Source organism: Microbacterium sp. T2.11-28, from assembly GCF_950097975.1.
GTDB lineage: Bacteria > Actinomycetota > Actinomycetes > Actinomycetales > Microbacteriaceae > Microbacterium.
On the sequence record NZ_CATNHF010000012.1, the window covers coordinates 372,115 to 394,263 of the forward strand.

The window sequence follows — 22,149 nt, forward strand, 5'->3', positions numbered from 1 at the left end:
AATAGATCTGCACGGAGTGTAGTACCTGACGGTCCCGGAGGGAAGGATCCATGTGGACGAATTCGATCGGCGCCCGTCCGCACCCATAGGGAACTGTCAGCCTGCGCGCTTCGCGTCCGGTCCGGCGGAGGCTAAAGTTGCAGCCACTGCACTAAATCGAGCAGAGACTGCAAGCAGAGAGGTCGCCATGTCCACCGCATCGTCCGCCGAGCCCGCGCGCGCCGCCGCGCCGCCCGTCCCGCCGCCTCCGGTGCTGAGGGCGCACGCGCTCACCCGCACCTACGGAAAGGGCGACACCGCCTTCCGCGCTCTCCGCGGCGTCGATCTCACGGTCGCCCGTGGCGAGTCCCTCGCGATCGTCGGCCGATCCGGCTCCGGGAAGTCGACCCTCATGCATCTGCTGGCGCTGCTCGACCGGCCCACCACGGGCCGGGTCGAGGTGCACGGCACCGACGCGTCGACGCTGTCGGCCAGGGAGCTGAACCGCGTGCGCAACAGCGAGTTCGGCTTCGTCTTCCAGCAGTTCTTCCTCACCGCCGGACAGACCGTGTTCGAGAACGTGAGCCTGCCGCTGGTCATCGCCGGCGTGGCCCCGAAGGAGCGACGACGGCGCACGCTGGAGGCCCTGGACTCCCTCGGCCTCGCCGACAAGGCGGGCAATCGCGCCACCGACCTCTCGGGCGGGCAGAAGCAGCGCGTCGTCGTCGCCCGCGCCCTCGTGGGAGAGCCGTCGGTGATCTTCGCCGACGAGCCCACCGGCAACCTCGACACCGCGACCGGCGGGCAGGTGGAGGACATCCTCTTCGGCCTGCGCCGCGACCGCGGCATCACCCTCGTCGTCGTCACCCACGATCACGAGCTCGCCGCGCGCTGCGACCGGTCCGTCACGATCGCCGACGGCCTCGTGGTCGCCGACCGCCCCGCGGAGGTGGCGGCATGAGGGCCGTCGACGTCGCCCGGTCGGCGACGCGCAACGCGTTCCGGAGCAAGCTGCGGACCACCCTGACCGTCCTGAGCCTCTTCGTCGGCGCGTTCACCCTGACCCTCACCACGGCGCTCGGCGCCGGGGTCAACGACTACGTGGAGCGGCAGGTCGCGACCGTCAGCACCGGCGACATCCTCCTCGTGAGCCCCGCCGCGTCCGTCGACACCGGCGACGGCCCCGCCGAGTACGACCCCGACGGCCGCCAGCAGGGCGGATCGGCGGGCCCGCTCGGCGCCGGGAGGCTCCTCAACCAGGACGACATCGACGCCGTGGCCGCGATCGACGGGGTCTCGCGGGTCGAAGCGGTCAGCCAGCTCACCGTCGACTGGATCGCCGCCTCCGGCGACGCCGGCGACACCCGGTTCGAGCTCACGGTCAACCCGACCTCGTCGATCGGGCGCAGCGACCTCGTCGCCGGGGCGCAGCTCGACCAGGACACTGCGCGGTTCGAGGTCGTCCTGCCCGAGGACTACGTCGCGGCCCTCGGCTTCGACGGGGCCGACGAGGCGATCGGCCGCATCGTCACCCTCGGCTACGCCGACGCCGAGCGCGTCGACCAGCAGGTCGAGGCGACGATCGTGGGGATCGCGCGGGCGAGCCTGCTCGCCTCCGGCGCGGGCGCCAACGCCGCTCTCGTCGACGAGGTGTCGGCGGCGCAGGCCGTGCCGGGCCAGCCCCGCGCCTGGCCGCTCGCGGTCGCCACGCTCGAGGGCTCGGGCACCGGCGGCGCCGTGACCGCCGACGACATCGCCACGGTCAAGGACGCGCTCGCCGGCGCCGACCTGGCAGGTCAGACCGTCGAGGACCAGCTCGGCGTCGTCCAGACCGTCATCAACGGCATCATCGGGGTGCTGAGCGCCTTCGCCGCCATCGCGCTGCTCGCGGCATCCTTCGGCATCGTCAACACCCTGCTGATGAGCGTGCAGGAGCGCACCCGTGAGATCGGGCTCATGAAGGCGATGGGGATGTCGAACGGGCGCGTCTTCGGACTCTTCAGCCTCGAGGCGGTCGTCATCGGACTCCTCGGCGCGGCGCTCGGCGCGCTCGCCGCCATCGGCGCGGGCACGGCCATCGCCGCCGGGGCCAGCCAGACGCTCCTGGCCGACCTGCCGGGGCTGCAGATCCTTCTGTTCGAGCCGGTCACGGTGGTGACCGTGATCCTCGTCATCATGGGCATCGCGTTCCTCTCCGGCGTGCTCCCGGCGCGCCGGGCGGCACGTCAGGACCCGATCGAGTCGCTACGGTACGAATGACGGCAAGGAGTCCGCAGATCATGTCCACCCCGCCCCCCGCACGCCGCCGAGACGCGGTCCAGAAGCGCCGCGCCATCGAGCGCGCCGCCACCGACCTCGTGCTGGAGCACGGCTACGACGCGGTGACGGTGGACATGATCTGCGAACTCGCCGGCGTCAGCCCCCGCACCTTCTTCAACCACTTCAAGACGAAGGACGCCGCCCTCCTCGGCCCCGAGCCGCCCGTCGTCGACGAGCAGGCCGCGCGGGAGTTCATCGTGTCGACCGGGCCGCTGCTGGCCGGCCTCGCCCGCGTCATCCGCATCGACCCCGGCGCGATGGCCGCCGACCCCGCGCTGCTCGCCCGCCGCATCCACGCGGTCGGGACGACGCCCGTGCTGATGTCGCGACAGATGGAGCGCCTCTCGGCAATCGAGGCGGAGCTGCGCGAGATCGTGCTGCTGCGGCTGCGCACGCAGTGGCCGGGCGACGATCCGGCGGAGCGCGCGGAGCAGGCGGAGCTCATCACCCACCTGCTGGCGGGACTCATGCGCCACATCGGGCTCACGTGGGCGCGGCAGGTCGAGGCGGGGGAGACGCCGACGATCGACCCCGGCGCGATCGAGGACAAGCTCCAGCGCGTGCTCGGAAAGCTCGGCTGACCGGCGCGGGCCGTCGCGCGCCCGGGCGTCAGGCGATCCAGAACGGGACGGTGGCCACGGCCGCTCCGGAGACCATCAGCGCGATGGCGATCGGCACCGACCTCGGCACGGTCCCGGTGCCGAATCTCCGCACCAGCGACTCCAGACGCTCCCGCACTCGTCGACGTGCGATCAGGCCCACCGTCAGCAGGACGAGGCAGGGCAGGCAGTAGACCACGGTGTATCCGGCGATCACCGCGAGTCCCGCCGCCGCATCGACCTGATTCGCGACGAGGCGCTCGATCGCGATGAAGTACGGGAAGGCGTTGGGCAGATCGGCGGCGGTCACCATCACGCCGAAGGGGAGCGCCGTCCACGGGCCGAACCACGGCGGCAGGGCGATGGGACGGCGCGTCCGTTCGCGCAGGCGCCGGACGCCCGCGAGCACGAGGGCCGCGCCGGCGGCCCCGAAGGCCACGAAGCGCAGCGCGATCACGATCCCCTCCACGGCGCCGGCGGCGGCTCCGGCGGTGAGGAACAGGGCCGCGCCCACGACGAACACCGTGAGCGCGGCGCCCAGCACCGCCGCGCACGCGACGAGGGCGGGCCTGCGCGGCGCCGCGATGAGGATCAGCATGACCGAGATGATCGTCGCGGGATTCAGCGAGTCCAGCAGGGCGAGACCCGCGATCCCCAGCAGGAGCGCGGCGCTCACGCGGGCAGGTCCGGCTCCGGCCGGCCGACGAGGAGGAAGGCGGCCAGCTCGTCGACGAGGTCGGGCGCCGACTCCACTCCGGCGACGGCGTTGGCGACCAGCGCGTCACCGACCAGCCGGATGACCCGGGCGCGCACGGGATCGCCGACCTCGGCCTCGATCAGCGCCTCCCAGCGCTGGATCGCGACGCGCGCCTCGTCGAGCATGCCCTGCATGGCGGGGTCCGCGGGGCGGAAGGCGGCCGCGAGGGCTCGCAGCAGCTCGCGCTCCTCGACCCCGGGGAGCGACAGTCGCAGCCAGGTCTCCGCCGCGGAGTTCGTCCGGGCGGCGGCGTCCATCGCCGCGTCGACGTCGCCGATCACCTCGTGCGCCAGTGCCGCGAGCAGCGCCGCGCGCGAGGGGAAGTGATGGATCAGCCCGCCCTTGGACACCCCTGCGGACTCGGCCACGGCGTTCAGCGACGGCACGACACCGCGCGACAGCACGAGGCGTCGCGCGGCGCTCAGGATGACTTCTCGCATGCATCGATGATAACCAACCAACCGGTCGGTCGGTCGATCCCAAAGACATTTAGTGTCCTGCGTGACAGTAATTGTGATACTGTCCGTGAGGACGGTATCTACCGCAGACAAGGAGACATCATGAGCAAGGACCTGAGCAATGCAGACCTGCCGGCAGCGGCGCGCGGCTTCGTCGACGGATGGCAGGGAGGTGACGCCGAGAAGGTCGCGAGCCTGTTCGCTGAGGACGCGGTGGCTCACGACCAGGGGGAGACCCACCGGGGCCTCGCGGAGATCCGCACCTGGATCGACCGGGACATCAACCTCTTCTCGACCACGCTGACATTCCTTCGGGCGCGCGAGGTCGACGGGATGGTGGGGGCCTCCTACCGCCTCGAGGGCGACTTCCCGGGCGGCGTGGTGGATCTCGAGTACCGGTTCCGGCTCGACGACGAGGGGCGGATCGTCGAGCTCGACTTCGCTCCGGCCCCGGCGTAGCCCTCCCGGACGACAGCGAAGAGGCCGCCTCCCCGCGATGGGGAAGGCGGCCTCTTCAACGCTCCGCAACCCCCGGAGTCAGGTGGTGCGGACCGTTCCGCCGTCGATGACGACCTCGGTGCTGACGATGGCCGAGGCCCGGTCGGAGACCAGGAACCCGACGAGATCCGCGACCTCCTCGGTCTCGGCGAACCGTCCCAGTGGAACGCCCCCGAGCGAGTCCATGACACGCTGTGCGGCGGCTTCGCGGCTGATCCCGTTGGCCTCGGCCAGCCGGTCGTAGAAGACCGCGGTCGCCTCGGTGCTGATGCCGCCGGGGCTGATCGCGTTCACGCGCACGCCCTTGGGCGCAAGTTCGGTCGCGAGGCCCTTGCTGTACGTGCGCAGCGCTGCCTTCGCGGCCGCGTAGGGAAGCGTCGACTCCCACTGCGGCTGCACCCGCTGGATCGAGGTGAAGTGGAGGACCACACCGGATCCCTTCGCGATCATGCCGGGGATGAGGGCGCGATCGAGGCGCACGGCGCCGAGGAAGTTGAGCTGGAGCTCGGTGATCCACTGCTCCTCGGGGACGGCCTCGAAGCCGCCCGCCGGCGTGGAGCTTCCCCCCACGACGTGCACGATGATGTCGACGCCGCCCGCCTTCTGCAGCTCCGCGGCGACGAGGTCCGTGCCCTCTTTCGTGGAGGTGTCGGCCGCGATGAAGCGATCGGGTCGCTCGTACCCGGGCGGCATGGACCGGGCGCTCACGTAGACGTCGGCGCCGAGCTCACGGAGCCTGGCGACCACCGCGGCGCCCGCGCCCTTCGTCCCTCCGGTGACCAGCGTCCTGCGACCGTCCAGGCGATCGCGATCGGGGTGTGCCATGTGTGCTCTCCGTCGCTCGATGGATCTCGGGACGGTCGCCTCTGTGGCGGCGCCCAAGATTATGTCTCACAGGACAGTAACATATTGCCGTCCCACAGGACATAAATATGCGAGCAGCGGGGCGCGTCAGGACTCGGCGGGGAGGAGACCTCGCTCCAGCATCCGATCCGCCGAGGCGATCGCGTCCTTCACGAATCTCTGGGTCAGCTCGGTGTAGCGGCGGACGTCGGCCGGGGACCACCCCGCGAGCACCTCGGCGATCATCCGATCGCCGAGCGCGTAGACGCCGCGTGCGGCCTCTTCTCCGGCGGGGGTGAGGCTGATCAGGGTCGCGCGGCGGTCGGTCGGATCCTTCTTGCGCTCCACGAGCCCGTCGCTCTCGAGCCGCCGCACGATCTTGCTGACGTACGAGGCGCCGGTCGCCAGCACTTCGGAGAGCGCGGTGGGACGCATCGGTCCCCACGCGAGAAGGTGCCTGAGCGTCTGATGGGACGGCTGGTCGATCGTCTCGCCGCTCTTGGCGAGGATGTCGCCCTGGAGGGCGGGAGAGTCCCACAGGAGGATCAAGGCACTGAGGTTGGCAAGCAGTTCCGACCGGTAGGGGAAATCGCTCGCGCTCAGTGATCGCGAGCCGTCGCCTGTTCTGCTGTTCTCCACATCGCGACTCTATCGACAATGGTCCCCGCGACAGTTTCTCCCGGTCCGGCCCGCCGATGACGGGGAATATTGATGTCCGCTAGGACATTAATACAGGAGAGGCGATGAGGCCTCACGAGAAGAGAGGGAGGCTCATGGGCACGATGGACGAACTCATCGACCCCCGCGCCGTCCGGGGCCTGCGGGAGTCGCTGCGGGCTGTGGCGCCCGGGTTGCCGCTGCGGGCGCTCGCCGACGCCGAGCGCGCTGTGCCGGGGAGGCGGCTGCGGGAACGCGTCGACATCGTGCGCGATGCGCTGAGGGAGGACGTGCCCGCCGGATTCGCCGCCGCTCGCCGCGTGGCCGTCGATGTCCAGACCGTCCCGCGATTCGGCGGGTGGATGATCTGGCCCCTGAGCGAGTTCGTCGCGGCCCGTGCCCTCGAGAGCGGATCGGCGCTCGATTTCGATGCGGCGATGGACGCGCTTGCTCAGCTCACGATCGGACTCAGCAGCGAGTTCGCGGTGCGCAACCTCCTGATCGCTCGGCCGGAGCGTGCTCTGGCCACGATGCGAGGCTGGACCGGCCACGAGAACGAACACGTGCGCCGGCTGGCCACCGAAGGGTCGCGTGCGTATCTCCCGTGGGCCCGGCGCGTGCCCTGGCTCATCGCGCACCCCGGCGCGACACGCGAGATCATCGACGCCACCTATCGCGACGCGGCGGAGTACGTGCGCCGCTCCGCCGCCAACCACCTGAACGACCTCAGCCGCGTCGACCCGGCGTTCGTGGTGTCCGTCGGTCGAGGCTGGCACGCGGACCCCGATGCGAACACGCCGCGAGTGCTGCGACACGGCTTGCGCACCCTCGTGAAGAAGGGCGATCCCGGAGCGCTGTCCCTCCTGGGGTACACGGGCGACGGGCTTCGAGTGAGCCGCCCCCGGCTCTCCCGTTCCACGGTGTCCGCGGGCGGCGCGGTCGAGTTCTCCGCGACGGTGACCAACGGCGGCGGCGTCGCGGCCACGGTGGCGATCGACTACTCCATCGGGTTCGTGCGTGCCAACGGCACTCTGAGTCCGAAGACCTTCAAGCTCGCCTCGCGCACGCTCGCCCCGGGGGAGAGCGTCGTGGTGGCGAAAACGCACTCGTTCCGTCCGATCACGACCCGCACCTACTATCCCGGGCGGCATCACGTGACCGTCCAGGCGAACGGCATCGCATCGCCGCCGGCGGAGTTCACTCTGCTGGGCGACGACGCCGCGACGCCGGCCGACGATCGGCGAGGAGTGGACGGATGACCGAGCTGACCGCCCGGATCGTCCGAATCGTGGCATCCATCCCCGCAGGGCGGGTGATGACCTATGGGGCGATCGCAGGCGAGGCGGGCACGAGCGCCCGGGTCGTCGCGCGGGCGCTGCACGGTGCGGGGCACGAGATCCCCTGGTGGCGCGTCGTCAACGCCGAGGGGCGACCCTATCCGGGTGCCGCACGTGCCGCACACGATCGGTTGATCGAGGAGGCGACGCCGCTCAGCGACGACAGTGAAGACCTGCGGGTGGATCTCACGCGCGCGTCGTGGGTTCCGGACTGACCCTTGGCATTCGACCTTTGATGGGTAATACTGTCCGCCAGGACACTAAATAGTGTCCGACAGAAAACTATCGAAGGAGAAGGACAATGGCTGAAATCAACAACGTCGTGCTCGTGCACGGCGCGTTCGCAGACGGCTCGGGGTGGCGGCGCGTCTACGAGATCCTCGTCGCGCGGGGCTATCGGGTCTCGATCGTGCAGAACCCGCTGACCTCGTTCGCGGACGACGTCGCAGCGACGGTGCGCGTGCTGGACCTGCAGGACGGACCGGCGATCCTCGTCGGCCACTCCTGGGGTGGCACCGTCATCACCGAGGCGGGGGCGCACCCGAACGTCGCGGGACTCGTCTACGTGTCCGCGCTCATCCCGGACGCGGGCGAGACGAGCGGTCAGCAGTACGAGGGATTCGCGCCCACGCCCGACTTCGTGATCGACGTGACCGAGGACGGCTTCGGCTACCTCCGGCGCGACGCCTTCCGGGCCGGGTTCGCCGCCGATGTCGACGAAGCCGCTGCGGCCTTCCTGGCCGACAGCCAGGTGCCCGTCAACATGTCCGTCTTCAGCGAGCCGGTCACGGTGGCCGCGTGGCGCGAGAAGCCGAGCTGGGCGGTCATCGCGACGGACGACAAGGCGTTCGATCAGGCGATGCTGGAGCACATGGCCACCCGCATCGGCGCCGACATCACGCGCGTCCCGGGCAGCCACGCGCTGTTCATCACCCAGGCCGAGACCGTCGCCGACGTCATCGACGCGGCTGCGACCGAAGCGGTGGAGACACCGGCGAGCGCCGTTGCCGGGTGAGGTCCGGCCGCCGGCACCGGGGTGGGATGCCGGCGCCTGTCCTCCGGACGCCGGCGATTTCCCGTACCGGTCGAAGCTGCTCTCCAGCCTCAGCGCCCTCATCCTGCTGTGGAACTCGCCCGTGCTGCAGGGCGAGATCCTCGCGAAGTCGGGAGAGGCGCTCGATCAGCCCGCTCATCAAGCCCTGCGTCACCTGCTCGCGTGGGGAGCGACGCGGCCGAGCGTGCTCGCCGAGGTCATCGGGACGAGCGCGTCGAACGTCAGCAAGATCATCGGACGACTCGATCGCGATGGCCTGATCGAGCGTGACACGGACGGGCAGGACCGGCGCGCCGCAGTCATCAGACTGACCGTGCGCGGCGAAGCTGCAGCGCGCGGTGTCTACGCGCTCGGCGATCGGATGATCGCGGAGGTGCTCGAAGGGTGGTCCCCCGGCGACGTGCGGCGGTACACCGTCCTCACCGACCGGTTCGTGACCGACGCGATCACCTCGGCTGCGCGCATGCGCGAACGCGGACTTCGACCGTAGCGCGAAGCCGCGCGACCCGGGGAGGGCCGGCCGTCGCCGCCCCTCCCCGGGTCGCGTCAGGTCAGGAGGTGCAGACCCGACCGTTCAGCCGGAACTGCCACGGCACCTCGGCCGAGCCGATGCCGGTCACGACCAGCGCCGTCTTCTTGCCGGGCGCGAGGCTCTGCCGCACCTTCGGGGCGGTGATCGTGACAGCCGGGCCCGACTGCGTGAACGAGCCCCCGACGACCTTCTTCACGCGCTGGTCGCCGCTGAACTCCCACGACAGCTTCCACGGCTTGAGCGTCGTCGTTCCGCGGTTCTCGACGCTCACCGCGGCGACGAACCCGCGTCCGACCTTCGTGCCCACGACCTTCACGTGGCAGGTCAGCGCCGGCAGCGCCGGCGAGGCCAGCGCGATGAGCTCTCGCGCCTGCGCCGGGAACCACTGTCCGGCGGGCGGATCCACCACGCCGCGCGCGGGGTCGAGCGGTCCGGCCGTGCCGCGCAGGCACGTGCCGTCGGACTCGCCGGGGCGCTTGATCCACAGGTAGGCGTCGACGAGCGCGACGCCGGTCGACGTGGTCGGCACCACGCCGGCGCCGCGGTCGGGCGGGTTGCACCAGTCCTCGTGCGCGGGGTACACCCCGGCCGGGTACTGCCACGGGCCCAGGGCGTTGCGGCTCGTGTCGATGACGAAGCGCGTGGTGGGCTCGACGCCGCCGAGGATCGCCTCGTACCGCGAGTCGAGGCCCGCCGTGTTGGCGGTCGGGTCGGTCGCCTCCGCAGACCAGCGTCCGTACTGCGACATCGCCACGCCCTGCCAGTCGGTGGCCGGACCGCCGTTCCAGTACTGGTTGCCGCAGTTGGCGAGGTCGCCCGGGGCGACGTCGGTCACGTAGGCGATGCACGACGAGACCCACGTGCCGTAGGCGATGTTGTTCTCCGTGAACTGGTAGTTCGAGGCGTTGAGGAAGAATCCGGTCGCCCTTTCGACACCCGCCTTGATGAGGCGGTCGGAGATCTCGTCGACTGTCAGCCACGCCGACGACGTGCCGTCGAGGTACACCGACGTCCGCTCCAGGGCCGAGAACGCGTCGACCGCGTGGTTGAGCTGCGCGAAGCGCTCGGAGGTCGCGATCGAGGCGTCGATCTCGGCGGGCTGACACCACTCCACCGAACCCTCGAGGTTCGTGTAGTGCGGGATGATCCCGAGTCCGTCGGGCTCCACGAGCACCGTGGCCGCCCGATCGCCGATGCCCTCGGCGAACGCGTCGATCCACGCGGCGTACTCGGCCGTGTCGGCAGCGCCGCCGGACGAGTACTGGGCGCAGTCGCGGAACGGCAGGTTGTACGCGACGAGGACGGGCATCTGGCCGGCGGCGTCCGCGGCGGTCACGACCTTGTCGACGGCGGCGCGGATCTCGTCGGGCGTGCCCTTGGTGAACCAGTCCGCGGCGGGGATGCTGCCCAGCAGCTGCGCGTCGGCGCGCGCCTGGCCCGTGAGGGACTGCGCGGCCTCCAGCGTCGTGCTGTGCGGGTTGAGGTAGAGCGTCGAGCCGACGAGGTCGTCGGGCTCGGCGGCGTGCGCGGGGATCGCGGCGACGAGCGATGCCGCGAGAGCGCCGACAGCGGCCAGAGCACCCCAGCGTGTTGGGCGGTGCGTGGAATTCATGCTTCTCCCGGGTGGTGACGAAACCCCGCGCGCGGCGTTGCGGGCGAGGGCGTCCGCGGCGCTTGCGCTCCGCGCGACCTCCTCAGCCTGTCGTGAGAGCGCTTTCACGTCAAGGGGTTCGGTACTCCTGCAGCGGCGGCTCATCGGCGGATTCTTTGCCGCGCTCGACCTGAGAGCGCTTTCGCATCCGGGTGAGGGCGCGGCGCTGTTACGCTGAGGGCCCGTGCCAGCACAGACCCGAGTGGAGCGCGCCGCGCCCAGACATCAGCCCACTCTCGACGAGGTCGCCCGCCTCGCCGGGGTATCGCGCGCGACCGTGTCGCGCGTGGTCAACAACTCCCCGCGGGTGACCGCCGCCAACCGCGAGGCGACGGAGCGGGCGATCCGCGAACTGGGCTACGTGCCGAACCAGAGCGCCCGGGCCCTCGCCAGCAGCAGCACGGGCGCGGTCATCCTCGCCGCCGCCGACCCGAGCCTCGACCTGTTCGCCGACCCGTTCTTCAGCGAGGTGATCCTCGGCGTCAGCTCGGTGCTGGAGAAGACGGAGCTCGAGCTCTCCCTGGTGCTGGCGTCCTCTCCCGAGGGTCGCGCCCGGCTCCAGCGCACCCTGACCTCGCCCCGCGCCGACGGCATCATGCTGGTGGCCCTCCGGACCGGGGATCCCCTCTACGGCCTCGCGCAAGCCACGCACCTTCCCCTCGTGCTGCTGGGCAGTCCGCCGGGAGGTGACGACGGATGGTACGTCGACGCCGACAACTACACGGGTGCGCGCCTAGCCGCCGAGCATCTCATCGGCTCCGGCCGCCGGCGCATCGCGCTCATCGCGGGCCCCGCCGACGTCCCGGCGTCGGCCGTCCGCCAGAAGGGGTTCTCCGACGCCCTGACGCTGGCCGGGCTCACGCCCGACCTCGTCGCCCACGCGGACTTCTCGGTCTCGGGCGGGAGCGACGCGATGCGCGAGCTGCTCGCGCGGGATGCCGCCATCGACGGCGTCTTCGCGGCATCCGACAACATGGCCGCCGGTGCGCTCGCCGCCCTGAAAGCCGCCGGTCGGTCCGTGCCGGCCGACGTCGCCGTCGTCGGGTTCGACGACATGCCGATCGCGACCTACACGCACCCCGCGCTCACGACCGTCAGCCAGCCGGTGCGTGCGATGGGCCGCGAGCTCGCCCGCATGCTGCTGAGCGCGATGGGCAAGGGCGAGCCGCATCCGGTCATCCTCCCGACGCGACTCGTCGTGCGGGAGTCCGCGCCCTGATCTGACGCGCCCCCCGTGACTGCGCTGCGTCAGCCGCCGCGCCCGAGCCGCTCGGCCTGACGCAACAGGTGCTGCTGCTCGAGGATGCTCGTCGCCCGGCGCGCCGCCTCCGCATACTCGGATGCCGCGGCATCCGTCTCTCCCGACCGCTCGTGCAGGTAGGCGAGGGCCGCGTGATACCTCGGCACATCCGCATCCACGGCGGCGAGCGCCGCAAGGCCGGCGCGCGGACCGTCCGCCTCGCCGACGGCGACCGCGCGACCGAGGCGGACGACCGGCGAGTCGGCGAGGCGGACGAGCTCGTCGTACCACTCGACGATCTGCACCCAGTCGGTCTCCTCAGCGCTCGTGGCGTCCGCGTGCAGCGCGGCGATCGCGGCCTGCGCCTGGTACTGGCCCAGGGCGTCGCGGGCCAGCGCAGCCTGCAGGATGTCGACGCCCTCGGCGATCGCCTCGGTGTCCCAGAGCCCGCGGTCCTGCTCGGCGAGCGGAACGAGACGGCCGTCGATCACTCGGGCCGGTCGCCGCGCGTGGTGGAGGAGCATGAGTGCGAGCAGGCCGCGCACCTCGGGCTCGTCGGTGAGTGCGGCGAGCTGCCGCGTCAGGCGGATCGCTTCGGCGGCGAGGTCGATCTCGCCCGAATACCCCTCGTTGAACAGCAGGTAGAGCACGCGCAGCACCCGCGACAGGTCGCCGTGCTGGTCCAGCGGGATGCCGGCGAGTCGCTGCTTGGCGCGACTGATCCGCTGCGCCATCGTGGCCTCCGGCACCAGGAAGGCGTCGGCGATCTGGCGGGTCGTCAGCCCGCCGACCGCACGCAGGGTCAGGGCGACGGAGGACGTCGCCGTCAGCAGGGGGTTCGAGCACAGGAAGTACAGCGCGAGCGTGTCGTCACGCTGTGGCACGGGGCCGGGCTCCGGCTCGGTCGCGAGGCGCTCCTCTCGCGCGGCGCGGGCCGTGTCGCTCCGCACCTGGTCGAGGAACGCCCGCCACGCGACGGCGACCAGCCACGCTCGGAGGTCTCGAACGTCGTCGAAGCCGCCTCGCTCCAGGGCTCGCGTCAGAGCGGTCTGGACGGCATCCTCGGCCGACGCGAAATCAGCGCCACGCCGGACGAGGATGCCGGTGACCTCCGGGATCGCCCGGCGCAGCGCCGTGGCATCCGGGATCGTCATCCCACGTCAGCCGGGGGCGCGCTCATCACCTCGCGCAGCTCGAGCCACTCACCCAGCGGCGTGCCGCCGGCCCACGGCGCCGCGGACAGCTCCGAGGCGAGTTCGAGCGCGCGATCGTACGAATCGACCTCGATCAGCATCCACCCCGCGATGAGGTCCTTGGTCTCGGCGAAGGGACCGCCGACGGCCGGCGGGCGTCCCTCGCCGTCGAAGCGCACCCACGCGCCGCCCATCGCGAGTCCCTCCGAAGAGACGAGTTCGCCGGACGCGAGGAGGCGCCGCTCCATGTCCGCCATGTACTGGATGTGCGCGCCCCACTCCTCCGGCGTGAGCTGGTCCATCGGGACCGAGTTCACCGACGGCCGGCCGCCTCGGTAGTGCTTGAGCATCAGGTACTTCGGCATGTCTGCCTCCCATTCGTGCGGCCCATTCTGGCCGCTTCACAGAGGGGACGGAACCGAACCCGCGTTCTCTACATCCGTCAGCGAAGTTGTTCGCGGCGAGTGACGCACGAGCACCGCCCGCGCACTGTCCGGGAAAGGCAAAACCCCCGCCATGTAGAAGCTAGGCGAGGGTTTCTGGGCTGATTGTAACGATCAGCCGTGTGGCTCCGACGGGCGTCGATCCCGTGACCTCACGATTTTCAGTCGTGCGCTCTACCAACTGAGCTACAGAGCCGCATGGCATCCGAAGAGCCATGTCCGAGACGAAAGGCCCTGTGATCAATATCTGAACAAAGGGCCCGTCGCTTGGAGCGACCCTGACGGGACTTGAACCCGCGACCTCCGCCGTGACAGGGCGGCACGCTAACCAACTGCGCTACAGGGCCATGCGTATGAAGTTGTGTTGTCGGGAAGTGTGACCCCAACGGGATTCGAACCCGTGCTACCGCCGTGAAAGGGCGGCGTCCTAGGCCGCTAAACGATGGGGCCGAGCGAACCCGGAGGCTCACGCTTACCGACGCTCAAGCATACGCAATTCCCTACGGAATCGGAAATCGAGGGCGTGGCCGCTGGTGGACGGGGCCGCGGAGGGCGATGATGGCGGAAGCATGCGTCGTGCCCCCCGTCGATGCATCCGAATCCTCGGCAAATGTTGCGCGTGTTGTTAGTGTGGCACTTGTTGCTGGTGTGACTGAGGAGTGAGACGTGTCTGAGCTGTCCGGATCTCCGGAGGACTGCGGCTGCGCGCCGACCCCTCGCGAGCTGGCTGCCTTCGACCGGGGACGCTCCGTCACGCGGCGCGGTGCGATCGGACTCGGGGTGGTCGGAATCGCCGCCGCCGGCCTGCTCGCCAGCGCGCCGGCGTTCGCCGCGACCTACCCCTCGTGGGACGACGTCGAGAAGGCGAAGGCCAACCAGTCCGCCAAGGCGCGACAGGTCACGCGCATCGAGGGACTGATCGCCTCGCTCGCCAACGACGTCGCCGTCAAGCAGGCCGAGGCCGAGCGCCTGGGTGCGGAGTACATCGCCGCGCAGGAGGCCTTCGAGGAGGCCGCCGACCGTGCCGCCTCGCTGCAGGAGCAGGCAGACGCCGAGGCCGCACGCGCCGCCGCGGCCGCCGACAAACTGGGACGCCTGGCCGCGCAGCAGTACCGGATGGGCGGCGATGACACGTCGCTCGAACTGTTCTTCTCGGGCTCCGCCGCCAGCGCCGACGACCTGCTCGCGCGCCTGGGCACGATGGACAAGCTCCTCGACGCCAACCGCAGCGTGTACGCCGATGCCGTGAGCGCCCGCGACAACGCGCAGAACCTCTCGAACCAGGCCGAAGTCGCCCGCACCGAGCGCGACCGCCTGCAGCAGGAGGCCGAAGCCAAGATGATCCGCGCGCAGGAGGCCGCAACGGCCGCGCAGGCGGCGCTCGACGCGCAGTCCGAGCACCTCGAGGTGCTCGAGGCGCAGCTGGCGGCCCTCAAGGACACGACCGCCGCGACCGTCGCCGACTACCGCGCGGGCGTCGTGGCCCGCCGCAAGGCCCGCGAAGCGCGGCTGCGCCGGGAGCGCGAGGAGGCGGCCCGCCGCGCCCGCGAGGAGGAGGAGCGCCGCAAGCGCGAGGAAGCCGCCAACGGCGGTGGCGGCGGCGGAAGCAGCGGCGGTGGCGGCGGCGAGGTGCAGCCCTCGGGCTGGGTGCGTCCCGCGTACGGCTACATCAGCGCGTGGTTCGGCTCGCGCGGCACGATCTGCTCCAACGGGTACTGCACCTCCAGCGGCCACCGCGGCATCGACTTCGCCGGCGGCTGCAGCTCGCCGATCTTCGCCGCCGCATCGGGCCGGGTCATCTTCGCCGGCTTCAGCGGTGCGTGGGGCAACTACATCAAGGTCGACCACGGCGGCGGCATCGTCACCGGCTACGCGCACATCAAGCCCGGCGGCTACAACGTCGGCTGGGGCGACACGGTGCGCGCGGGCCAGACGATCGCGTACGTCGGCAACACCGGCGCCAGCACCGGCTGCCACCTCCACTTCGAGGTCTACAGCGGCGGAGTCCGCATCAATCCCGCGCCGTTCCTGCGCGCCCGAGGCATCTCCGTCTAGTCCTCCCGGCGCAGACGGAAACGGGTCGGATGCCGTGGCATCCGACCCGTTCCGCACAGCGCGTCAGAGGGTGTTGGGCGCTTCGCCCTCACCCTGCGTCTTGGTCTGTCCCTCGTGCTCCTCGAAGCGCGCGAACGCCTCGGTCACCAGGCGCTCGGCCTCGGCCGCGTCGGCCCACTCGTCGACCTTGACCCACTTGCCGGGCTCGAGGTCCTTGTAGTGCTCGAAGAAGTGGTTGATCTCGTTCTTGGTCCACTCGTCCACGTCCGAGACGTCCTGCACGTGGCCCCAGCGGGGGTCCTTGGCGAGCACGGCCACGACCTTGTCGTCGCCGCCGGCCTCGTCCGTCATCTTCAGCACGCCGACGGGGCGCACCTTCGCGAGGATGCCGGGGGCCAGGTCGTGGTCGAGGAGCACGAGCACGTCGAGCGGGTCGCCGTCCTCGCCGAGCGTGTTCTCGAAGAAGCCGTAGTTGGCGGGGTATCCCATCGGGGTGAACAGGATGCGGTCGAGGAACACGCGGCCGGTGCCGTGGTCGACCTCGTACTTGATCTTGCTGTTGCGCGGGATCTCGATGACGGCGTCGTACGCGCCCATGCTGTGCTCCTTCGGAAAGTGCTGTGGATGCCGCCGACCAGCCTAGTCGCGGCCGGCCCCGCGTTCGGAACTCCGGAAGAGCGATGGTGATCGGGCCGGAAACACGAGATCGGGGCCGCCGACGCGGGATCTTCCGGAGTTGTGAACACCGAGCGCCCGTGCCCGCCCGCGCCGCGCCGGCGGGAGCGGATACCGTGGCGATATGGAACACCGTCCGGGCCTCGATCCCGCCGTCGCCGACGTGCGCCGTGCGGTGCGGTCGGCCCTGACGGGACTCGCGGGACCGATCGTCGTCGGCCTCTCCGGCGGCGCCGACTCGCTCGCCCTCGCCGCGGCCGTCGCGTTCGAGGCGCCGAAGGCCGGTCTCTCGGCGTCGGCGGTGGTCATCGATCACGGGCTGCAGGCCGGGTCCGCGCAGGTGGCCGCCCGCGCCGCCGAGGCGGCTGCGTCCCTGGGGCTCCCCGCCCGCACGATCCGGGTCGAGGTCGGCCGGGAGGGCGGGCCCGAGGCGGCCGCACGCGACGCCCGCCGCGAGGCGCTGCGCGGCGCCGCCCGCGACGCGGGGGCGACGGCCGTGCTGCTGGCGCACACTCTCGACGATCAGGCCGAGACCGTGCTGATCGGCTTGGCGAGAGGCTCCGGCGCGATGAGCCTCGGCGGCATGGCGCCGGTGCGCGAGGAGGACGGCATCCGCTGGATCCGGCCGCTGCTCGGCCTCCGCCGCGCGACCACGCGCGCCGCGTGCGCGGCCCAGGGCCTGCCGCCGTGGGACGATCCGCACAACCTCGACCGGCGGTTCCTGCGCGTGCGGGTGCGTCAGGACGTGCTCCCCCTGCTCGAGACGTCGCTGGGTCCGGGCGTGGCCGAGGCGCTCGCGCGGACGGCCGACCAGCTGCGCGAAGACGCCGAGGCGTTCGACGCGATGATCGAGGAGACCATCGAGGACATCGTGGAGCACGCCGAGGCGGGGATCGCGGTGTCGGTCGCCGCGCTGGCCGCCAACCCGCCGGCGCTGCGCCACCGGATCATCCGCCACGTCGTGGCCAGCGAGTTCGGGGTGAGCCTCACACGCGTCCAGACGCTGGAGGTCGCGCGTCTGGTGACCGAATGGGCCGGTCAGGGCGCGATCGATCTGCCCGGCTGCCGGGCGCTCCGCCGCGGAGACCGGATCGAATTCCGCGCTTCCGCGTCATAGCCGGCCCCCTCGTCGGTCTCATTCCCTGGCGGGTTCCCCGCCATGCGCGCCGCCGAACGCGGGCGCTCGACCTTGGGGGAGGTACGACGTGGGCCTGCGGATGCGCGTGCGACGGACGGCGGCGGTGGTGGCGGCGATGGTCGCCGGCGGGACTCTGGCGGTGGGGATGGCCGCGGTCGCGGCCGCCGCGCCGCCCTACGCGACCGAGGCCGAGATCACCGCGGTGACGTTCGTCGACGAGACGGTGCAGTCGGGTCGCTCGACCGAGCTCACGGGCGAGTGGGCGCTGCCCGACGACCCGGCGGCGCCAGCGGGGTTCACGGTGGACCTCCCCGACGGGCTGCGCGGGCTCGCCGACGCGTTCGACCTGCGGGCCCCGGACGGCTCGGCGATGGGCAGCTGCGTGGTGACCGCGACGCAGATCGTCTGCGACATCGATGCCGACTACATCGCCACGCACCCGCGCGACCTGCACGGGACGTTCGGGTTCTGGGCGCAGGTGACCACCCAGGTCACCGAGGCCACCGAGACCACCTACGACTTCGGCGACGTCGAGGGCACGATCACGGTCACCCCGCCGGCATCCGGCTGCCCGGACTGCACGTTCACCGGGCGCCCGAACAACAAGCACGGCGTGTACGACCGCGACGACGACACGATCGAGTGGACGATCGCCATCAAGGCGCCCGCGAGCGGGATGACCGCCGGGCAGGACGTCATGGTCGTCGAGCGCCTGGGCGCCGGACAGGAGTGGGTCCGCACCGGCGCCGGGACGCCGGCCCTCCGGGTGCTGGGGGCGGTGGAGCGCACGGCGACCGGCGCGCCGACCGGCTGGAGGAATGTCGGGGCGCGTGTCGGGGCGACCGTCACCGAGACCGCCGACGGCGTCGTGGTCGCTTTCACGGCCGAGGAGGGCTGGTTCTACGCGATCGTGGGGGAGGCGCGGGTGACCGACCGGGCGCTCACCACCTACACCAACGACGCGGACATCACCGTGGCCACGGAGTCGCCGGTCGGCGTGTCCGCCACGGTCATCCGCCAGGGTGGTGGCGGCACGGGCAGCGGCACGCCGACGCATACGCCGACACCGACCGCGACGCCGACGCCGACGCCGACCGCGACGCCGACGCCGACGCCCACCGCGACGCCGACCGCGACCCCGACGCCCACCGTGACACCCACCGCGACCCCGACACCCACGCCGACCGCCGGGGTGGGTTCCGAGTTCACGGCGACGCCGACCGCGGAGGCGACGCCGCCCCGCGGCGGGCTCGCCGTGACCGGCGGCGACGTGCCGTGGGGCCTCCTGTGGGCGGCGCCGGTGATGATCGCGCTCGGGGTGGGACTGCTCTCCCGCCGCCGCCGCGTCGCACAGGACTGATCCCGCCCGGGATCCCGCCTGCCCGGCACCCCGAGCGCCCGGGACCTCGAGACGGGGTCCCTGGCGGGGGCTCCCGGTCGGCCGGGTGCTGCGGGAATGCCTACACTCGAAGCATGCGCGCGGCCGACATCGCAGACCAGCTCACCAGCGTCCTCGTCACCGAGGAGCAGATCCACGAGAAGCTCGAGGAGCTCGCCGCGCGCGTGGTCGCCGACTACGAGGGCAAGGACCTGCTGCTCGTCGGCGTCCTCAAGGGCGCGGTCATGGTCATGGCCGACCTCGCCCGGGCGCTGCCGCGCGCGATCGCGATGGACTGGATGGCGGTCTCCTCCTACGGCGCGGGCACGAAGTCCAGCGGCGTCGTCCAGATCCGCAAGGACCTCGACACCGACCTCACCGGGAAGCACGTGCTGATCGTGGAGGACATCATCGACTCCGGGCTCACGCTCAGCTGGCTGCTCGAGAACTTCGCCTCCCGCGGCGCCGCGTCGATCGAGGTGCTCGCGCTGCTGCGCAAGCCCGAGGCCGCCAAGGTCGAGATCGACTGCCGCTACGTCGGCTTCGACATCCCCAACGACTTCGTCGTCGGCTACGGCCTCGACTACGCCGAGGGATACCGCAATCTGCGCGACGTCGCCGTCCTCGCCCCTCACGTCTACAGCTGAGCGGCACCCGGCCCCGACGTACGGTACGCCGTGGGCGAATGCACAGACGCCCCATAGACGGCGCGCGATAGCCTGAGCGGACCATGGATCTCAAGAAGCTGACCCGCAACCCGTTGGTGTACGTGTTGCTCATCGGCGTGCTCCTGCTCATCGGGATGTCGCTGATCTCCGGGCTCACCGGCGCGAAGCGCATCACCACGCAGGAGGGGCTGGAGCTGCTGGGCGGTGACACCGTCAGCAAGGTCGTCATGACAGACGGCGACCAGCGCGTCGACATGACGCTCGCCAAGGAGTTCGAGGGCTCGACGAACGTGCAGTTCTACTACACGTCCGCGCGCGCCGACGAGGTGGTGGCGGCGATCGACTCCGCCGCCCCGGCCGACGGATTCGACGACGTCGTCCCGCAGCCGAGCTTCTGGGGCGGCATCCTCTCGCTCGTGATCCCGCTCCTGCTCCTGGGTCTGCTCTTCTGGTTCCTGCTCTCCAGCGCCCAGGGCGGCGGCAGCAAGGTCATGCAGTTCGGCAAGTCCCGCGCCAAGCTCGTCACCAAGGAGACGCCGACGGTCACGTTCGGCGATGTCGCCGGCGCCGAAGAGGCCATCGAGGAGATGCAGGAGATCAAGGACTTCCTGAAGGACCCGGCCAAGTTCCAGGCCGTCGGCGCCCGGATTCCGAAGGGCGTGCTGCTGTACGGCCCTCCCGGAACCGGAAAGACGCTGCTCGCCCGCGCCGTCGCCGGCGAGGCGGGGGTCCCCTTCTACTCGATCTCCGGATCGGACTTCGTCGAGATGTTCGTCGGCGTGGGTGCCAGCCGCGTGCGCGACCTGTTCAACCAGGCCAAGGAGAACTCGCCGGCGATCATCTTCATCGACGAGATCGACGCCGTCGGCCGTCACCGCGGCGCCGGCATGGGCGGCGGGCACGACGAGCGCGAGCAGACGCTGAATCAGATGCTCGTGGAGATGGACGGGTTCGACCCCAAGGTCTCGGTCCTCGTGATCGCCGCCACGAACCGTCCCGACATCCTCGACCCGGCGCTGCTGCGCCCGGGCCGCTTCGACCGTCAGATCGGCGTCGACGCGCCCGACCTCAAGGGACGTCAGAAGATCCTCGAGGTCCACGGACGCGGCAAGCCGCTGTCGCCCTCGGTCGATCTGTCCGTCATCGCCCGCAAGACGCCCGGCTTCACGGGCGCCGATCTCGCGAACGTCATCAACGAGGCGGCGCTGCTCACGGCGCGCTCCAACGCGCAGCTCATCGACATGCGCGCCCTCGACGAGGCGATCGACCGCGTCATCGCCGGTCCACAGCGCCGCACCCGGGTCATGAAGGACAAGGAGCGGCTCATCACGGCCTACCACGAGGGCGGCCACGCGCTCGTGGCGGCGGCGATGAACCACTCGGACCCGGTCACCAAGATCACGATCCTCCCGCGCGGCAAGGCCCTCGGGTACACGATGGTCATGCCGCTCGAGGACAAGTACTCCATCACCCGCAACGAGCTGCAGGACCAGCTCGCGTGGGCCATGGGCGGACGCGTCGCCGAGGAGGTCATCTTCCACGACCCGACCACCGGCGCGAGCAACGACATCGAGAAGGCGACCAACATCGCCCGCAAGATGGTGACCGAGTACGGCATGACCACCGACGTGGGACCGGTCAAGCTGGGGCAGTCCTCGGGCGAGGTGTTCATGGGCCGCGACATGGGTCACGGCCGCGACTTCAGCGAGCGCATCGCCGAGCGCGTCGACCAGCAGGTGCGCGAGCTCATCGAGCAGGCGCACAACGAGGCGTACGAGGTGATCAACGCGAACCGCGACATCCTCGACCGGCTCGCGACCGCGCTGCTGGAGAAGGAGACGCTCGACCACATCGAGATCGCCGAGATCTTCACCGACGTCCGCAAGCTGCCGCCGCGTCCGCAATGGCTCTCGAGCCAGGAGCGCCCGGTCTCGATGCTGCCGCCGGTCGAGGTGCCGCGCACCCAGGACGAGGCGGGCCTGGCCGCACAGGTCGCCTCCGACGGGGAGCCCGCCGCGCAGAAGGCGCCGGCGCGACGCGCGACCGGGCAGGCACGTCCCGCGACCGCATAGGCTCGGGTCGTGGCTGTCGACCGTGACCGCGTCGCCGCACTGGTGCGCGACCTCCTCGAGGCGATCGGGGAGGATCCCGACCGTCCGGGCCTGCGGCTGACCCCGCAGCGGGTCGCCGACGCCTACGCCGAGTTCTTCTCGGGCGTGGGGGAGGATCCCGCGGCCCCGCTCGCGCACACCATCTCGGTGACCCGCGGTCCCGCTCCCGACACGCTGCCCTCGGGGGCGGTGATGCTCCGCGACATCCGCTTCCGGTCGGTGTGCGAGCACCACCTCCTGCCGTTCGCGGGTCATGCGCACATCGCCTACCTGCCGGGTGAGCAGGTGGTCGGGCTCGGCGCGCTGCCGCGCGTGGTCGACGTGCTCTCCGCGCGCCCGCAGGTGCAGGAGCGGCTCGGCGAGCAGATCGCCGACGTCATCGCCGGCTCGCTCGACACCCGCGGGGTGCTCGTCGTCCTCGATGCGACCCACGAATGCGTCACCATGCGCGGCGGACGTCAGCCCGACGCGTCGACGGTGACCGTCGCCGCCCGCGGCGAGCTGGCCGATCCCGCCGCCCGCGCGGAGATCATGCTGCTGCTGACGGGCCGCGCCCCGTGACGG

The 22,149-nt window shown here is 71.3% G+C and carries 23 protein-coding genes and 3 tRNA genes; 15 read left to right on the forward strand and 11 right to left on the reverse strand.

From position 1 onward, the window contains the following. Positions 1-187 precede the first annotated feature (187 nt). The 3 genes from QQZ13_RS08740 to QQZ13_RS08750 are packed head-to-tail and all read left to right on the forward strand — an operon-like array spanning position 188 to position 2,879. Positions 188-940 (forward strand): ABC transporter ATP-binding protein, encoded by a 753-nt coding sequence (locus QQZ13_RS08740; RefSeq protein ID WP_284528637.1) that lies wholly within the window; start codon positions 188-190, stop codon positions 938-940. Further along, the gene (locus QQZ13_RS08745; RefSeq protein WP_284528638.1) at positions 937-2,238 is read left to right on the forward strand and encodes an ABC transporter permease; all 1,302 of its coding nucleotides are present in this window, start codon (positions 937-939) and stop codon (positions 2,236-2,238) included. Before QQZ13_RS08740 ends, QQZ13_RS08745 begins: the two co-directional genes overlap by 4 nt. Positions 2,239-2,258: 20 nt before the next feature. Next, the gene (locus QQZ13_RS08750; protein ID WP_284528639.1) at positions 2,259-2,879 is read left to right on the forward strand and encodes a TetR/AcrR family transcriptional regulator; all 621 of its coding nucleotides are present in this window, start codon (positions 2,259-2,261) and stop codon (positions 2,877-2,879) included. A 28-nt stretch (positions 2,880-2,907) separates the two neighbouring features. Here the strand turns inward: QQZ13_RS08750 and QQZ13_RS08755 are convergent, their stop codons facing one another. Beyond that, positions 2,908-3,573, reverse strand: a complete 666-nt coding sequence (locus QQZ13_RS08755) for a GAP family protein (protein WP_284528640.1) — start codon at positions 3,571-3,573, stop codon at positions 2,908-2,910. Next, positions 3,570-4,094, reverse strand: coding sequence for a TetR/AcrR family transcriptional regulator (locus QQZ13_RS08760; protein ID WP_284528641.1), 525 nt, complete (start codon positions 4,092-4,094; stop codon positions 3,570-3,572). Before QQZ13_RS08760 ends, QQZ13_RS08755 begins: the two co-directional genes overlap by 4 nt. Positions 4,095-4,214: 120 nt before the next feature. Here QQZ13_RS08760 and QQZ13_RS08765 point away from each other — a divergent pair, with 120 nt between their 5' ends. Next, positions 4,215-4,571 (forward strand): nuclear transport factor 2 family protein, encoded by a 357-nt coding sequence (locus QQZ13_RS08765; RefSeq protein WP_284528642.1) that lies wholly within the window; start codon positions 4,215-4,217, stop codon positions 4,569-4,571. Between the two features lie 78 nt (positions 4,572-4,649). On the opposite strand, the gene QQZ13_RS08770 is transcribed toward QQZ13_RS08765, so the two are convergent. Together QQZ13_RS08770 and QQZ13_RS08775 are read right to left on the reverse strand one after the other, a co-directional pair. After that, positions 4,650-5,435, reverse strand: coding sequence for an SDR family oxidoreductase (locus QQZ13_RS08770; protein WP_284528643.1), 786 nt, complete (start codon positions 5,433-5,435; stop codon positions 4,650-4,652). Between the two features lie 126 nt (positions 5,436-5,561). Then, entirely contained in the window at positions 5,562-6,002 is a 441-nt protein-coding gene (locus QQZ13_RS08775) for a MarR family winged helix-turn-helix transcriptional regulator (RefSeq protein ID WP_284528644.1), read from the reverse strand. A gap of 233 nt (positions 6,003-6,235) precedes the next feature. Between QQZ13_RS08775 and QQZ13_RS08780 the strand changes: the two genes are divergently transcribed. The 4 genes from QQZ13_RS08780 (at position 6,236) to QQZ13_RS08795 (ending at position 8,991) form a co-directional block, all read left to right on the forward strand. Then, entirely contained in the window at positions 6,236-7,369 is a 1,134-nt protein-coding gene (locus QQZ13_RS08780) for a hypothetical protein (protein WP_284528645.1), read from the forward strand. Then, on the forward strand, positions 7,366-7,662 hold the full coding sequence (locus tag QQZ13_RS08785) for an MGMT family protein (protein WP_284528646.1): 297 nt from the start codon (positions 7,366-7,368) through the stop codon (positions 7,660-7,662). Before QQZ13_RS08780 ends, QQZ13_RS08785 begins: the two co-directional genes overlap by 4 nt. A gap of 86 nt (positions 7,663-7,748) precedes the next feature. Next, positions 7,749-8,462: an alpha/beta fold hydrolase gene (locus tag QQZ13_RS08790; RefSeq protein WP_284528647.1), complete on the forward strand. Its 714-nt coding sequence runs from the start codon at positions 7,749-7,751 to the stop codon at positions 8,460-8,462. Beyond that, positions 8,452-8,991 carry a MarR family winged helix-turn-helix transcriptional regulator gene (locus QQZ13_RS08795; protein WP_284528648.1) on the forward strand — a complete coding sequence of 180 codons (540 nt, stop codon included), beginning with the start codon at positions 8,452-8,454 and terminating at the stop codon, positions 8,989-8,991. Before QQZ13_RS08790 ends, QQZ13_RS08795 begins: the two co-directional genes overlap by 11 nt. Positions 8,992-9,052: 61 nt before the next feature. Here the strand turns inward: QQZ13_RS08795 and QQZ13_RS08800 are convergent, their stop codons facing one another. Next, positions 9,053-10,645 (reverse strand): glycoside hydrolase family 6 protein, encoded by a 1,593-nt coding sequence (locus QQZ13_RS08800; protein ID WP_284528649.1) that lies wholly within the window; start codon positions 10,643-10,645, stop codon positions 9,053-9,055. 223 nt (positions 10,646-10,868) lie between these two features. Between QQZ13_RS08800 and QQZ13_RS08805 the strand changes: the two genes are divergently transcribed. Continuing rightward, complete coding sequence (locus tag QQZ13_RS08805; protein WP_284528650.1) at positions 10,869-11,903, forward strand: LacI family DNA-binding transcriptional regulator; 1,035 nt, start codon at positions 10,869-10,871, stop codon at positions 11,901-11,903. Positions 11,904-11,932: 29 nt separating this feature from the next. Here QQZ13_RS08805 and QQZ13_RS08810 read toward each other — a convergent pair whose 3' ends face one another. The 5 genes from QQZ13_RS08810 to QQZ13_RS08830 all read right to left on the reverse strand — a co-directional run bounded on the left by QQZ13_RS08810 (position 11,933) and on the right by QQZ13_RS08830 (position 14,010). Then, complete coding sequence (locus QQZ13_RS08810; protein WP_284528651.1) at positions 11,933-13,078, reverse strand: RNA polymerase sigma factor; 1,146 nt, start codon at positions 13,076-13,078, stop codon at positions 11,933-11,935. Then, a complete protein-coding gene (locus QQZ13_RS08815) occupies positions 13,075-13,482 on the reverse strand; it encodes a YciI family protein (RefSeq protein WP_284528652.1) in 408 nt (135 codons plus the stop codon). Before QQZ13_RS08815 ends, QQZ13_RS08810 begins: the two co-directional genes overlap by 4 nt. A 201-nt stretch (positions 13,483-13,683) precedes the next feature. After that, positions 13,684-13,756 (reverse strand) — tRNA-Phe (locus QQZ13_RS08820). A 77-nt stretch (positions 13,757-13,833) separates the two neighbouring features. Continuing rightward, a tRNA-Asp gene (locus QQZ13_RS08825) sits at positions 13,834-13,907 on the reverse strand. Positions 13,908-13,937: 30 nt separating this feature from the next. Continuing rightward, a tRNA-Glu gene (locus QQZ13_RS08830) sits at positions 13,938-14,010 on the reverse strand. Between the two features lie 216 nt (positions 14,011-14,226). On the opposite strand from QQZ13_RS08830, the gene QQZ13_RS08835 reads away from it, so the two are divergent. Continuing rightward, on the forward strand, positions 14,227-15,615 hold the full coding sequence (locus QQZ13_RS08835) for a M23 family metallopeptidase (protein WP_284528653.1): 1,389 nt from the start codon (positions 14,227-14,229) through the stop codon (positions 15,613-15,615). Positions 15,616-15,678: 63 nt separating this feature from the next. On the opposite strand, the gene ppa is transcribed toward QQZ13_RS08835, so the two are convergent. After that, entirely contained in the window at positions 15,679-16,212 is a 534-nt protein-coding gene (gene ppa, locus QQZ13_RS08840; protein WP_284528654.1) for an inorganic diphosphatase, read from the reverse strand. A 202-nt stretch (positions 16,213-16,414) separates the two neighbouring features. On the opposite strand from ppa, the gene tilS reads away from it, so the two are divergent. The 5 genes from tilS (at position 16,415) to folE (ending at position 22,146) form a co-directional block, all read left to right on the forward strand. After that, positions 16,415-17,407, forward strand: a complete 993-nt coding sequence (gene tilS, locus QQZ13_RS08845) for a tRNA lysidine(34) synthetase TilS (protein ID WP_284528655.1) — start codon at positions 16,415-16,417, stop codon at positions 17,405-17,407. A gap of 88 nt (positions 17,408-17,495) precedes the next feature. After that, a complete protein-coding gene (locus tag QQZ13_RS08850) occupies positions 17,496-18,788 on the forward strand; it encodes a hypothetical protein (protein ID WP_284528656.1) in 1,293 nt (430 codons plus the stop codon). 113 nt (positions 18,789-18,901) lie between these two features. After that, on the forward strand, positions 18,902-19,453 hold the full coding sequence (gene hpt, locus QQZ13_RS08855; RefSeq protein ID WP_284528657.1) for a hypoxanthine phosphoribosyltransferase: 552 nt from the start codon (positions 18,902-18,904) through the stop codon (positions 19,451-19,453). An 83-nt stretch (positions 19,454-19,536) separates the two neighbouring features. Continuing rightward, a complete protein-coding gene (gene ftsH, locus QQZ13_RS08860) occupies positions 19,537-21,546 on the forward strand; it encodes an ATP-dependent zinc metalloprotease FtsH (RefSeq protein ID WP_284528658.1) in 2,010 nt (669 codons plus the stop codon). A 9-nt stretch (positions 21,547-21,555) separates the two neighbouring features. Then, positions 21,556-22,146 carry a GTP cyclohydrolase I gene (gene folE / locus QQZ13_RS08865; RefSeq protein WP_284528659.1) on the forward strand — a complete coding sequence of 197 codons (591 nt, stop codon included), beginning with the start codon at positions 21,556-21,558 and terminating at the stop codon, positions 22,144-22,146. The last annotated feature ends 3 nt before the right edge of the window (positions 22,147-22,149 follow it).

Bases quoted from the DNA above. Each gene is read 5' to 3' on its own strand.
- ftsH (WP_284528658.1), top strand. From the start codon at position 19,537: ATGGATCTCAAGAAGCTGACCCGCAACCCGTTGGTGTACGTGTTGCTC.
- QQZ13_RS08785 (WP_284528646.1), top strand. From the start codon at position 7,366: ATGACCGAGCTGACCGCCCGGATCGTCCGAATCGTGGCATCCATCCCC.
- QQZ13_RS08740 (WP_284528637.1), top strand. From the start codon at position 188: ATGTCCACCGCATCGTCCGCCGAGCCCGCGCGCGCCGCCGCGCCGCCC.
- QQZ13_RS08815 (WP_284528652.1), bottom strand. From the start codon at position 13,482: ATGCCGAAGTACCTGATGCTCAAGCACTACCGAGGCGGCCGGCCGTCG.
- ppa (WP_284528654.1), bottom strand. From the start codon at position 16,212: ATGGGCGCGTACGACGCCGTCATCGAGATCCCGCGCAACAGCAAGATC.
- hpt (WP_284528657.1), top strand. From the start codon at position 18,902: ATGCGCGCGGCCGACATCGCAGACCAGCTCACCAGCGTCCTCGTCACC.
- QQZ13_RS08760 (WP_284528641.1), bottom strand. From the start codon at position 4,094: ATGCGAGAAGTCATCCTGAGCGCCGCGCGACGCCTCGTGCTGTCGCGC.
- QQZ13_RS08750 (WP_284528639.1), top strand. From the start codon at position 2,259: ATGTCCACCCCGCCCCCCGCACGCCGCCGAGACGCGGTCCAGAAGCGC.
- QQZ13_RS08770 (WP_284528643.1), bottom strand. From the start codon at position 5,435: ATGGCACACCCCGATCGCGATCGCCTGGACGGTCGCAGGACGCTGGTC.
- QQZ13_RS08745 (WP_284528638.1), top strand. From the start codon at position 937: ATGAGGGCCGTCGACGTCGCCCGGTCGGCGACGCGCAACGCGTTCCGG.
- QQZ13_RS08790 (WP_284528647.1), top strand. From the start codon at position 7,749: ATGGCTGAAATCAACAACGTCGTGCTCGTGCACGGCGCGTTCGCAGAC.
- QQZ13_RS08765 (WP_284528642.1), top strand. From the start codon at position 4,215: ATGAGCAAGGACCTGAGCAATGCAGACCTGCCGGCAGCGGCGCGCGGC.
- tilS (WP_284528655.1), top strand. From the start codon at position 16,415: ATGGAACACCGTCCGGGCCTCGATCCCGCCGTCGCCGACGTGCGCCGT.
- QQZ13_RS08810 (WP_284528651.1), bottom strand. From the start codon at position 13,078: ATGACGATCCCGGATGCCACGGCGCTGCGCCGGGCGATCCCGGAGGTC.
- QQZ13_RS08780 (WP_284528645.1), top strand. From the start codon at position 6,236: ATGGACGAACTCATCGACCCCCGCGCCGTCCGGGGCCTGCGGGAGTCG.
- QQZ13_RS08800 (WP_284528649.1), bottom strand. From the start codon at position 10,645: ATGAATTCCACGCACCGCCCAACACGCTGGGGTGCTCTGGCCGCTGTC.